General features: G+C 36.0%; 9 protein-coding genes. 8 read left to right on the top strand and 1 reads right to left on the bottom strand.

Annotated elements, in window-relative coordinates:
• Positions 1–75 precede the first annotated feature (75 nt).
• From Q5O30_RS04270 to Q5O30_RS04245, 6 genes are all read left to right on the top strand, one after another.
• Positions 76–759, top strand: a complete 684-nt coding sequence (locus tag Q5O30_RS04270; RefSeq protein ID WP_021952521.1) for a response regulator transcription factor — start codon at positions 76–78, stop codon at positions 757–759.
• Positions 759–1,712: a HAMP domain-containing sensor histidine kinase gene (locus tag Q5O30_RS04265; protein ID WP_021952520.1), complete on the top strand. Its 954-nt coding sequence runs from the start codon at positions 759–761 to the stop codon at positions 1,710–1,712. Before Q5O30_RS04270 ends, Q5O30_RS04265 begins: the two co-directional genes overlap by 1 nt.
• A gap of 127 nt (positions 1,713–1,839) precedes the next feature.
• Complete coding sequence (locus Q5O30_RS04260) at positions 1,840–4,536, top strand: glycosyl hydrolase family 18 protein (RefSeq protein WP_021952519.1); 2,697 nt, start codon at positions 1,840–1,842, stop codon at positions 4,534–4,536.
• A 422-nt stretch (positions 4,537–4,958) separates the two neighbouring features.
• A complete protein-coding gene (locus Q5O30_RS04255) occupies positions 4,959–5,726 on the top strand; it encodes an ABC transporter ATP-binding protein (RefSeq protein ID WP_021952518.1) in 768 nt (255 codons plus the stop codon).
• Entirely contained in the window at positions 5,719–7,737 is a 2,019-nt protein-coding gene (locus Q5O30_RS04250; protein ID WP_021952517.1) for an ABC transporter permease, read from the top strand. The genes Q5O30_RS04255 and Q5O30_RS04250 overlap by 8 nt, the downstream gene beginning before the upstream one ends.
• 219 nt (positions 7,738–7,956) lie before the next feature.
• Positions 7,957–10,320 carry a cation-translocating P-type ATPase gene (locus Q5O30_RS04245; protein ID WP_021952516.1) on the top strand — a complete coding sequence of 788 codons (2,364 nt, stop codon included), beginning with the start codon at positions 7,957–7,959 and terminating at the stop codon, positions 10,318–10,320.
• Positions 10,321–10,364: 44 nt separating this feature from the next.
• On the opposite strand, the gene Q5O30_RS04240 is transcribed toward Q5O30_RS04245, so the two are convergent.
• Positions 10,365–10,919 (bottom strand): TetR/AcrR family transcriptional regulator, encoded by a 555-nt coding sequence (locus tag Q5O30_RS04240; RefSeq protein ID WP_021952515.1) that lies wholly within the window; start codon positions 10,917–10,919, stop codon positions 10,365–10,367.
• A gap of 122 nt (positions 10,920–11,041) precedes the next feature.
• Here Q5O30_RS04240 and Q5O30_RS04235 point away from each other — a divergent pair, with 122 nt between their 5' ends.
• A complete protein-coding gene (locus Q5O30_RS04235; protein ID WP_021952514.1) occupies positions 11,042–11,887 on the top strand; it encodes a DegV family protein in 846 nt (281 codons plus the stop codon).
• Positions 11,888–12,297: 410 nt separating this feature from the next.
• Positions 12,298–13,725, top strand: a complete 1,428-nt coding sequence (locus tag Q5O30_RS04230) for an ABC transporter substrate-binding protein (protein ID WP_021952513.1) — start codon at positions 12,298–12,300, stop codon at positions 13,723–13,725.
• The last annotated feature ends 62 nt before the right edge of the window (positions 13,726–13,787 follow it).

The following is a 13,787-nucleotide window of genomic DNA, read 5'->3' as shown; positions in this document are numbered from 1 at the left end:
TAGGAAATACCCCCGGTGGAATACAGCTTTGCCGGGGGTATTATAATAAGTATGATTTTAATGGAGAGCAGTTATATGACGGAAAATAAATACAATATAATGATAGTGGAAGATGACAATACCATAGCAGAAAAAATAAAAAGTCATTTGGAAAAATGGGCATATAATGTTTACATAGCGAAGGATTTTGGAAATGTATTAAAAGAAGTATCTGATTTTCAGCCGGATTTAATTTTGTTAGACATAACCCTGCCATATTTTAATGGATTTTACTGGTGCGGGGAAATACGGAAAATGTTCAAAATTCCCATTATTTTTATATCTTCTGCCGATGACAGTATGAATATAGTTATGGCAATGAATATGGGCGGAGACGATTTCATATCAAAACCCTTTGACCTTACGGTACTTACTGCCAAAATATCGGCTCTTATCAGAAGAAGCTACTCTTATGCAGGTCAGCTTAATACCATAGAAAACAATGGAGTAATACTTAATCTTATGGACGGCACCTGTCTTTATAATGGAGAAAAAACTGAACTTTCAAAAAATGAATTTCAAATATTGGCGCTTCTTATGGAAAATTCAGGAAGCGTTGTAAGTCGTGACACCATTATGATGCATTTGTGGGACAGTGAAAATTTTATAGATGATAATACATTAACAGTGAATATAAACAGAATCAGAAAAAAACTAAAGGATATAGGATTAGATGATTTTGTAAAGACAAAAAAAGGGTTAGGTTACATGGTATGTTGATGAAATATTTAAAGGACAGAAAGTTAATATTTATTGCTATTTTATTCTGGATTGCCATATTTTCCGGCGTGTTTGCTTTATGTGGAATAGAGTTTAAGTATGTATGGTACCCCACGGCATTAGGGTGCATGGCTTTGGGTATTTGCCTTGTGGTTGATTTTGTTTGTTATTATAAAAAGTGCCGAAGTCTTACCATGGCAGAAAATAGTATTGATGTAACATTGGATAATTTGCCTAAAACCTCAAATCAGATTGAGAAAATGTACACAGAGCTTCTTAAATTACTGACTAATGAAAAAAACGAAGAAATAAATAATATTCTAAATTCAAAAAAAGAAACAATGGAATATGTTACATTGTGGTCACATCAGATAAAAACTCCCATTACCGCATTGCAGTTATTAGCTAACGACACTGATGAAGAAATCCGGATTGAAATTCTTAACCGGTTGTTTGAAATTGAACAATATCAGGATATGATGCTTCAATATCTGCGACTTGAAGGCGGCGGAAATGACTATGTTTTGGCAGATTATAGTGTAAAAGATATGGTTAATCAGGCAGTGAAATACTTTGCCAGAATCTTTATTTCTAAAGGAATTTCAGTGAAAATACAGGTGGATGAAAGCAGGAAGGTTGTAACGGATGAAAAGTGGATGGTATTTGTCCTTAAACAGCTTATATCAAATGCCCTTAAGTATACTTCAAAAGGGGAAATATGTATATCCTTTGATAATGATGAACTTTTAATTAAGGACTCAGGCATTGGCATTGCAAAAGAGGATTTGCCAAGAATTTTTGACAGGGGATATACAGGTTACAACGGAAGAAAGGACAAAAAGGCTACAGGTCTTGGTTTGTATCTTACAAAACAGATTCTTGACCGGCTGAATCATAAGATAGAAATTGATTCTCAAATAGGTGTTGGAACTCGGGTTTTCATAAAATTTTAGAACAAAAAATTGTATATAATTGGTAATATTTAACATAATTGGCTACTTTTTAAATAGGTTTGACATATGGCTAAAACCCTTGCTAGAATGGACGAAAAGGCAAATTTTAAAGGAGGGAAAAGTCATAATGACAAGGAAAGCAAAGAGAATGCTTGCTAAATTTATGGCCCTTGTAATGGCAGTGACTGTGCTGTCATTTACAGGTGGATTTAGCAGTATGCAGTCTAGCGTGGTTTATGGAGCGGCTGCATGGAACAGCGAAACAATTTACACAGGGGGAGATGAAGTGGAATACAACGGAGCAATTTACAAATGTAAATGGTGGACTAAGGGGGACACACCTTCAAACGGAGGTCCTTGGGAGCTGGTTTCCGGGTCAACATCAGGGGGAGATACAGGTGATTTAGGAAGTCTTAAACCGGGAAAAGCAACAGTCACATTAGACCCACAAATTGGAACAAACGTAAATGGAGTTACACTTCCGTCTAATTATTACAACAAAAAGGTTGTGGGTTATTTTCCAAGCTACGCAATTACATCCCAGGCACATGAATATTTCAATATAGCAGATTTACAGTGGGATAAGCTTACTCATATTCAGTATGCTTTTGGTATTGTTAATAAAGATACATGTGAGCTGGAGGTAGGAGATCCGGAACATGACATTGAAAGTAAGTTTGAAGGCACAACCTTTAAACATGACGGACAGGTAATTAAGATGGATGACTCCCTTGGATACTACGGACAATTTAACATAATGCACACATTAAAGAAAATGCATCCTGATGTAACCGTTCTTATTTCAACAGGTGGCTGGGGAGCATCAGAAGGTCTTTGGTATGCCACACAAAATGAAGCGTCCATGAGAAAATTCAGTGCTTCGGCAGTTTCATTTATTAGAAAGTACGGTTTTGACGGCATTGATATTGACTTTGAGTTCCCGTCAGAAACCCCACAGTCAGGAAATTATACGGACTTTACTGAATCTATAAGATCGGGAATTGCAGACAGATACGCCCAGTTTATAAAAATACTTAGTGAAGATTTAGCTAAGGCATCAAAGGAAGACGGAACATATTATTGGCTTACATCTGCGGTAGCAGCATCATCATGGGTTCTTGGAGGGCAGACAAATTCAGCCTTTTTAGATTACTTGGATTTTGTATCAGTTATGTCCTATGACTTCCATGGTGGATGGAACAATTATGTAGAAAATCAGGCAAATCTTTACGCTGATCCGGCAGATACGGAAACAGCCCAGGTGGACGTTAAAACATTGGGATTTGACTGGGCTTACCGGTTTTACAGAGGAAAAGTTCAGTCTGAAAAGATTTTAATGGGTGTTCCTTATTATACAAGAGGTTGGACAAATGTTTCCGGAGGAACCAACGGATTACACGGTTCGTCAGGTACACCTCTTACTAACAGCGTTGATAATCTTAACTTATGGTGCGATTTAGATGAAAATGGAAAAGAAGTGGCAGCAGGTGCTAATCCCCTCTGGCATGTAATGAATCTTATGAAATCCAATTCAAACTATAAGCGTTACTGGGATGACGTAGGAAAGGTTCCTCATATCTGGAATGCACAAAATAACACATTCCTTACATTTGAAGACACAGAATCAGTACAGGAAAGAATAAATTATGTAAACAACAACAATTTAGGCGGTGTTCTCATATGGGTTATGCACGGAGATTATGATTATGACGAACAGCAGCAGAAATATGTAATAGGTGATACTCTTACATCCATGTTCCATGACCAGTTTAAGGCAAAGGGGGCATCAAAGGTATCATCAGATGTGGATTATACTAATGATACATTAAATTTTAGTGTGGATTTTGGTGGAAAATATGATCATCCAAACTACACATACACCATAAAACTTACAAATAATGAATCTGTGGCATTTCCGGCAGGTTATACTTTAAGCTTTGATTTACCGAAATCCAGTAAATTTACCAGTGCATGGGGGGCAACGGCTACCACGGAAGATAAAGGTGACTTTACAACGGTAACCCTTACATCCACCGGTGCACTTTCACCGGGAGAGTCTGTAGAGTTTACAGGTATGTTAAAATGTTGCTTTTCAGGAGTTAAGAATTTTAAGGTAAACGGATATTCCATGTTAAGTGAGGTAAATAATGAAATAACCAGACTTAACAGAGCATATCTTACTGACAAAAACGGAGGTTCGTCAGAAATTCCAACTGAACCTGAAACAGAGGCACCAACAGAAAAGCCTACAGAGGTACCAACACAGACACCGACAGAAAAGCCTACGGAAGCACCAACACAGGCTCCTACAACAAAGCCGGACACAAAGGTTCAGACATCAGTTAAGGGCTACCAGATAAGCACTACAGTTGAAGGATACAGAGTTTTATATAATGTATCAGACAGTGACAATGAAGTGGTAAAAGCAGGTCTTATATATGGACTTTCAGATAAGGCAACAGAAAATGAAATGGTTGTGGGAAGTGGAAATCAGGCAGTTTACGACTATGCAGCAACCAATGCAGGATTACTTTCTAAAAGTGGTGACACATCACTTTATGCCATGACAATGGAATTTGTTAAAACAAAGGAATTTTATCAGGCAGGTATAATGGTAAGACCATATGTACAGTTAAAGAATGGAGAATATGTATACGGAGAGGTAGAATCTTTGAAGGTATATGACATAGCAGATTCTTTGTATCAGAAGGAGTTAATGCCAAATGAGGCAGCACATTCTTACCTTTATAACAATATTTTAAAGGTAACAGATTCTTCATATACAGAAAAACCATTTAATTATAAAAATATTCTTGTAAAATAGTGACTTCATAACATGATGTAACCAAATTACTTTATTATTACCCAATTTCCCCGGTTACATCACAATATAATACTTCTTTTATTTCGGGTGGAGCTTTAATATGACAAATATTAGGCTCCACCTTTTGTATATTACAAAAATGTAAGGTTAAAGGCAGGATTGTAAGGTGAAATTAAGGAAAATCCCAATTACTTATTGTATACTTGTAACATAAAGATTTGCAGATTTTTAAAAATAGGAGGAAACAAATGAACGAAGTTCATTTTTAGGGATGTTTCCGACGATTTGCCGCTGACCGGAGGGAGGGGGCACTACAATTTATAGGAGGAAACAAATGAACGAAGTTCATTTTCAGGAATGTTTCCGACGACTTGCCGCTGACCGGAGGGAGGGGGCGTTACAATTTATAGGAGGTTAGTACCATGGAGGTATTAGAAGTAAATAATTTAAAAAAGATATATACAACAAGATTTGGAGGAAACAAGGTAGAGGCTTTGCATGATATAAACTTTTCAGTGGAACAGGGAGAATACGTTGCAATAATGGGAGAATCAGGCTCAGGAAAAACTACATTACTTAACATTCTTGCAGCAGTAGACAGACCTACATCAGGAGATATATTTCTTAATGGCAAAAACACAACAGCAATTAAGGATGACATGCTGGCAAAATTCAGGAGAGAACATTTGGGATTTGTATTTCAGGATTTTAATCTTTTAGACACTTTTTCCATTGAAGATAATATTTACCTGCCCCTGGTACTTGCAGGAAAAGAATATAAGGATATGAAACAGGAGCTGGATGTAATTGCAGGAAAACTGGGAATAAGTCATATACTTCACAAATACCCTTACGAAGTTTCAGGAGGACAAAAACAGAGAACGGCGGTGGCAAGGGCCATAATTACAAAACCGGACATCCTTTTGGCAGATGAACCTACAGGGGCATTGGATTCAAAATCCACAGGAGATTTATTAGATGTATTTGATAAGTTAAATTCCGACGGACAGACAATATTAATGGTAACTCACAGCGTAAGGGCTGCATCAAATGCCGGCAGGGTTTTGTTTATAAAAGATGGAGAAATATTCCATCAGGTATATCGTGGAGCCATGACAAAGGATGAAATGTACAAAAAGATTTCCGACACTTTAACAGTGTTACTGGCAGGTGGTGATTTACATGAATAAAAAATTGTATTTTAGGCTTGCCCTTAGAAATGTAAAAAACAACAAAAGCACATTTCTACCTTTTTCAATTTCAACCTCAGCCATTATTGCCATGTTCTATATGCTATACAGCATATATGAGCAGGTAAATGAAAATATGTTTTCAGGTGCAGAGCAAATGAGAATTATATTAAATTTAGGTGTGTCGATTTGCGGAATATTTTCAGTGTTTGTTCTTATTTATACTAACGGATTTTTAATGAAAAGAAGAAGCAGGGAATTTGGACTATATAGTGTATTGGGAATGGAGAAAAAGCATATTACCAAAATAGTTTTCTGGGAAATAGTTATTGTGGCATTAGGATGTATTACCACAGGAATATTAGCAGGCATTGCATTATCCAAATTAATGTTTATGGTTTTGCTGAAAATATTAAATTTAAAAACGGATTTTGCCTTTGGGGTATATCCTAAGCCTGTATTGTTTACCATAATAGTTTTTGACTTAATATTTGCCATAGTTATATTTTTAAACAGCGTAAGAGTTCATAGATTAAAGCCTGTAGAGCTTATTAGAAATGAAAATGCCGGAGAAAGGGAACCTAAGGCAAAATGGCTTTTAGCTATATTAGGGCTGGTAACCCTGGCATTAGGCTATTACCTTGCTCTTACAGCTAAAAGCCCAATGGATGCCATGGGAAGGTTCTTTATGGCAGCTCTTTGTGTAATTATAGGAACCTATTTGCTGTTTATGAGCGTAAGCATTGCCTTTCTTAAAATATTAAAAAAGAATAAAAAATTCTATTATGATAAGAAACATTTTATTACAGTGTCAGGTATGATTTACCGTATGAAACAAAATGCCGCAGGTTTAGCAACCATATGTATATTAAGTACCTGCGTGCTGGTGGTTTTATCCACAACGGTTTCCTTATATGTAGGAATGGAAGATGTTTTAAGGGGACGCTTTCCAAAGGATGTTATGACTAATTATCTGTATTTAGAAGACAGTGACAGTTCTGAAGAACAGAAGGAAAATCACTATGATTACCAAAAGGTTCAGGATGCATGCCAAAGTCGTGCCGATGAATATAATGTGAAAATACAGGATGAGGATAAATATTATTCCATAGATGATATAGGAGCACTTCAAAATGGCAGATATTCAATGGAAAATATAAGTACCAATAATATGGTGAATTTTAAGGTGAAATTATTAGAGGATTATAATAGGGCAAACAGTGAGAATATCACCTTAAATTCAAATGAGGTTATAGTGTATTCATCAGATGCAGGTAGAATCAATTCTCAAAAATTAAGCATATGCAACAAGGAATACACAATAAAGAAAAAATTAGAAAAACTTCCTGTAGATGAAAAGGAGTTACAGGTATATGACACTCTCTACATTGTAGTTAAAGATATGGATGCAATGAAAGAAATCAGGGATGTTATTAATGAAAACACAAAGGATGATTTTGTATGCAACATAAAATATAACTATGAGTTTAATTTAGCAGGAGATTTTAAGGATAAGGAAGAATACTGTCAAGGGTTAAGGGATGTAATAAACCATACAGGGATAGCTCACACAGACGAAGTGGGAAGCATATATACAAGCAGACAAAATTTCTTCGGCTTGTACGGAAGCCTTTTCTTTATAGGTATATTTATTGGAACCATGTTTTTAATTACCACGGTAATGATAATATACTATAAGCAGTTGTCAGAAGGCTATCAGGACAGAAGGCGTTTTGAAATAATGAAAAAAGTGGGAATGGACGATAAGGAAACTAAATCCGTAATTAAAACTCAGATACTTATGGTGTTCTTTCTACCTATATTTATGGCAGTTATCCATATATGCTTTGCCTTTGACATAATCAGAAAAATGCTGGTAAGTTTAAACTTTAATAACACCCCGCTGTACATTGTATGCACGGTAATGGTTACTCTTGTATTTTTCATAGTATATGGAATTGTGTACACAATTACCGCAGGAACTTACTACAGGGTAATAAACAAGGGGTGAGTACCCAATAAGTATAAATTGCTTTTGTGCAAATACAAAGGCAATTTATACTTTTAAAATTTGCATCATGGAATTAAGAAAAAACAGTAACATTTCATAAAAAGTTTACAAATAAAATCATAATACTAAAAAAGATTTTACATTTACAGGTTATACTGTAAAATATAGGTAACGTTGAATTGTAAAATACGGGATTTAGAAAAGTAAACGAGGACAAATATGAATATGTATGAAACAAATTGTGAAAAGGGATTAACCAAAAGTCAGGTTCAGGAAAGAATTAACCGTGGACTTGTAAATACAGCTGTTGATTCCGTTGAAAAAACCACAAGAGAAATTATCATTGAAAATACATTCACATATTTTAATATGATTTTTGTGTTTTTGGCAGTGTTAGTATGTATAGCCGGTTCATTTAGAAGTTTAACCTTTTTGCCGGTTGTTATAGGAAACACGTTAATTGGAATATTTCAGGAAATAAGGGCAAGAAACGTTCTTGAAAAAATGAATATTTTAAATGCCCCATCCACTACAGTAATAAGAGACGGAGTGGAAATGGAGGTTGGCTCTCAGGAGCTGGTTTTAGATGACATAGTTGTTTTCCATGGAGGTGAACAGATACCGGCAGATGCCATTGTGGTAAAGGGTGAAGTTTCCGTAAATGAATCCCTACTTACAGGAGAATCAGATGAACTTACCAAAACACCGGGAATGCATTTACTGTCGGGAAGTTTTATTGTGTCAGGGGAGTGCTACGCAAGACTGGAAAAAGTAGGGGAAGAATCCTATATTTCAAAGCTTACCCTTGAAGCTAAAAAAATGGGTAGTGGCGAGCAGTCGGAAATGATTAGGGATATTAACAAACTGGTAAAATGGGTTGGCATTATAATTATTCCTGTGGGAATCATTTTGTTTGCTCAGGGATTTGTGTTTAATAAGGAAGGTTTCAGCCAAAGCATAGTGTCTATGGTAGCAGCTGTTATAGGTATGATTCCTGAGGGATTATATCTTTTAACCACTGTGGCACTGGCAGTAAGCACCATACGACTTGCCAAGCAAAGGGTACTTCTTCATGACATGAAAAGTATAGAAACATTGGCAAGGGTAGATGTGTTATGTGTTGATAAAACAGGAACCATTACAGAAAATAAAATGACAGTTAATGACCTTGTTTATTCAGAAGAAATACCTAAGGAAGTGGCAGATAATCTTGAAACCATAATTAGTGATTTTGCCTCTAATATGACTTCTGATAATATAACAATGGAAGCTATAAAGGAACGTTTTAAGGATGTTAGCGGAAGAAGCGCAGTAAGCAAAACATCATTTTCCTCAAAGGTTAAGTATTGCAGTGTGACTTATTCTGATGAATGTTATGTATTAGGTGCCCCTGAAATGGTTCTTAGGGATGACTATGAATTTTATGCTGACAGCATAGGGGAATATACCAATAAAGGATACAGAGTTCTTGCCTTTGGAAAATATTTAGGAAAGGCTGACGGAAATCCTCTTTCTGAAAAGGTTATTCCTTATGGTTTTATAACATTATCCAATGCAGTCCGTGAAAAGGCACCTGACACATTCAGGTATTTTGAAAAGCAGGGGGTTAATGTTAAGGTTATTTCAGGAGATAATCCGGCTACAGTTTCTGAAGTGGCAAGACAGGCAAAAATTTCAGGAGCAGAAAATTATGTGGATGCCACATCTCTTGCAACAGATGAGGATATAGAAAAGGCAGTACAAAAATACACTGTATTTGGTCGTGTAACACCAAAGCAAAAACAGAAAATAGTTAAGGCACTGCAAGGTCAGGGACACACCGTGGCAATGACTGGAGATGGCGTAAATGATATTTTGGCAATGAAGGATGCAGATTGCAGTGTGGCAATGGCGTCAGGTAGCGAGGCAGCAGCTCAGGCATCTCAGGTGGTATTGCTAGAGTCGGATTTTTCCTGTATGCCATCAGTAGTTTTAGAAGGAAGGCGTGTTGTAAATAACATACAGCGTTCAGCCAGTCTGTTTTTGGTAAAAAACATATTTTCCTTCCTTATGTCAATATTCTCGGCGGTATTTATGATGACTTATCCTCTAGAACCGTCTCAGATATCATTAATCAGCGGATTTACAATAGGTATTCCGGCATTTTTCCTTGCCATGGAGCCTAACACAAGCCGAATCAAAGGAAAGTTTATTATTAATGTCTTCCTAAGAGCATTGCCGGCAGGACTTACGGATTTAATAGCTGTAGGTGCCATAGTGTGGTGCGGAAAGGTATTCGGTCTGTCTTCGACAGAAGTGGCAACAGCGGCAACAATGCTGTTATGCATGATTGGCTTTATGGTATTATTTAAGATAAGCGAACCAATGAACAAATACAGAGCTATTGTTCTTGTAGGAAATCTTATTGCATTACTGATATGTGGAATATTCTTTAATGACTTATTTGCGTTAAGTGGAATGTCTGCCAGCTGTATATTGCTGTTTATCATGTTCTCCTTTGCGTCAGAATCAATGTTTAGATGGCTGACACTTTTAGTTAAGAAAATGAAAAATTTTAAATTTGTAAGAAGATTAGTGGAATAAAAAAATCCCGGGCAGATAAATAAACTGTCCGGGACTTTAAAGTTTTATGTTAAAGATAGATTATTACGTTTGATAAGTGAGATAACAATGTCTACTATTTCATCCACCGATTCGGATTTTCCCAATTCTTCCCATTTAAGAAAGGTATTTAAAAGGGCACCGGCATAAAAATATAGTTCGTAAACGGAACCGTTGTATTCAGGATAAACATATTTAAGCATAAAATCATTTAAGGCTTCCACTATTATATAATATTGTCTTGCATCAGACATAGTAAGGAGAAAATCGGCATATTTATCAAAAAACAAAATGGCATCTTTAATATGGGATTTGTCCTGAAATTCACTCATGGTAAAATGATTACTCGTGGTTTCAAGATAACCGGCAATTATTTCCTGCATATAATCTTTTATAACATCATTTTTGGTATGATAATATTTATAAAAGGTCATTCTGGAAACTCCGGCTTTTTTTACAATATCAGATACTGTAATATGTTCAAAATCTCCTGATTTAAGTAATTCCGTTATTGCCTGACCTATACATTGTCTTGTAAAAAGATTTCTTTTTGTAAAATTACTAAAAGGTAAATACTTCATAAAAATCTCCATATCAAAATAAGTTTACACTTAATGTGCTTTTGTAAATTGTATCACATAATAAATAGTTATACAATAACAAGTAGTAATAAAAACTACATATGTAGCAAAGGAGATAAGAAATGAAGTATGGCATAATTGTTGATTCAGGGTGTGATTTAAGAGTATTGGATAATTCCACTGAATCGGATATTTACTATAAGAGAATACCTCTTACCCTAAGAGTAGGAGAAAAAGAATATATAGATGATGAAAATTTGGATATTGAAGAGTTTATGAAGGATATGAAAGGATATCACGGAAAAACCAGTAGTGCTGCACCGGCACCTCAGGAATGGTACGATGGATTTATGATGGCAGATGAGATTTTTGCCATTGCCCTTACAAGTGAATTGTCAGGAAGCTATAACAGTGCCATGGTAGCCAAAAAGATGGCGAATGAAAAGTACCCTCACAAGAAAATTCATGTAATAGATTCAAAATCGGCAGGCCCGGGTCTGGCAATGATTGCCATTAAGCTAAAGGAAATATTAGACAGTGACGTGGAATTTGACAAAGCAGTGGAAATGATAGAAGTCTATAGGGATAAAACAAAGCTTTTATTTGTATTGGAAACTCTTGATAATCTTATGAAAAACGGCAGGGTAAGCAGAATACAGGGAAGCATGGCAGGAATTTTAGGAATAAAGATACTGTGCGGAGCCAGTGACCATGGCACTATAGATGTCTTAAAAAAATGTAGGGGAAAGCTAAGTGCTTATGATAATCTCATAAAGGAAATGGGAAATAAAGGATATAACAGTGGAAAAGTTATAATAAGTCATTGTTTTAACAATGAAAAATCAGATTATATAAGAAGTAAAATAGAAAATATATATCGGAATGCCTCGATAGAAAAAATAAGTGCAGGTGGTTTGTGCAGCTATTATGCAGAATATGGTGGAGTTATGGTGGCATTTGAGGGATAAAAGTGTACAAAAGGAAGAAAACAGTGGGTTAAATCTCATAATCTAAGGTGTTTTCTTCCTTTTTTGTACCTTTTTAACATAAGAAATTGTGTATTTTGTATATACTCATAAAATATAAAAAATAGTTGAAAAGAGATAAAAAAGGATTTTTGGACAAAATGCACAATTTTGTAAACGTTTTTATGCAATTTAGAACACATTTATTTGTGTATTTTATTTCTAATGGTAATATTGACATATAAATCCATAAATGTTATCATTAGTTTAACGTTAAACGCATAAACTAATATAACGATTTCGTTAGAAAGTGTTCTAAAGGAGGAATTGTTAAGAGGGTGCCTTACACAAGGCAAATGTGTAGTTGAACGATAAACTAAACTAATTAAATTAATCAGATGGGAGGATCAGAAATGAGAAAAAAGAGATTATTAAGTTTAGCACTCGTTGCAGCTCTTTCAGTTACAATGTTAGCTGGCTGTGGCGGAAAGAAATCAACAGAATCTGAAACTAACAAAGATGGTTCAGATAAGGTTAAAATCACATTAGGTATTTGGCCAGGTGAGGATTTAGCAGAAAACATTCCTACATTTGAAGGATACCAGAAGACAATGCAGAAGTTACATCCAAACGTAACTTGTGACCCAGCACCTTATACATATGCTACAGATACATTCGTATCATTAGCACAGTCAGGCAACTGCCCAACAATCTTCGAATCATGGTTCACAGAGCCACAGAAGTTAATTAAGCAGGGACTTATCGCAGATGTAACAGATGAGTTAAAGAAACGTGGATGGCTTGATGATATGAACGATAACATCAAGGGACTTTTATCAGATTCAGACGGAAAAGTTTACGGTGTTCCTAGAGATGCTTACGGCTTAGGACTTATGTGCAACGTAGAACTTTTTGAAAAAGCAGGTTTAGTAGATGAAAACGGAGTTCCAAAATTCCCTAAGACATTTGATGAATTAGCAGAAACAGCTAAGAAAATCAAGGAAAAGACAGGCGCTGCAGGACTTTGCTTACTTGCAAAGGACAACTCAGGTGGATGGCATTTCTCAAACATCGCTTGGAACTTTGGTGCTAAGTTAGTAACAGATAACGGTGATGGAACATATACATCAAACCTTAACTCAAAAGAAGCAGTTGCGGCTATGCAGTATGTAAGTGATCTTAAGTGGAAATATGATGTATTAACAGCTGACCCGACAGCAGAAGATTGGGGAACAGGTTTCCAGCAGTTAGGAACAGGCGGAGCAGCTATGTATATCGCAGCTAACGATGCTGTAGCTCAGCCAACACAGACAAACGGACTTGACGTTAAAAAATTAGCATTAGGCGCTATGCCGGCAGGACCAAACGGAGATCAGTATTCATTAACAGGTGGTACACCTTACATGTTCTCTAAAGATGCTACACCGGAACAGATTAGTGCAGCATTTGACTTCCTTGAAGTTATGGGTAAAGCTCCAGAAGCTAACGACACAACAATTAAGGGTATGGAAGCTGATGCAGCTAACCGTAAACAGAATGGTGTTCCTGTAATCCAGACATTCCCATGCTGGACAAACAAGGAATATGTTGATGCAAACAACAAAGTTGTAGAAGAATACTCAAACGTTGATACAGCAATGTTCCAGCAGTTCTTCGATGCAGTTAACAAAGAAGGCAACCTTCATACAGAAGAACCTGGTGATGCACAGGAAATGTATGCACAGCTTACAAACGTTCTTCAGGCAGTTATTACAAACAAAGATGCTGACATCCAGAAACTTATGGACACAGCTAATTCAAACTACCAGAAGACATTAGACAGCGAATTCAAGAAGAACTAATTGTCTAAGTTATATAGAAACTAATAGTGTTATTTAAAAACTAACGGGGGCTGTCGCACTAG

It is taken from the genome of Eubacterium sp. CAG:161 (genome assembly GCF_000432355.1).
Classification (GTDB): Bacteria; Bacillota; Clostridia; order Lachnospirales; family Lachnospiraceae; genus Eubacterium_G; species Eubacterium_G segne.
The sequence above is the reverse complement of the archived record's forward strand: the minus strand, read 5'-3'. Positions and strand labels throughout refer to the sequence as shown.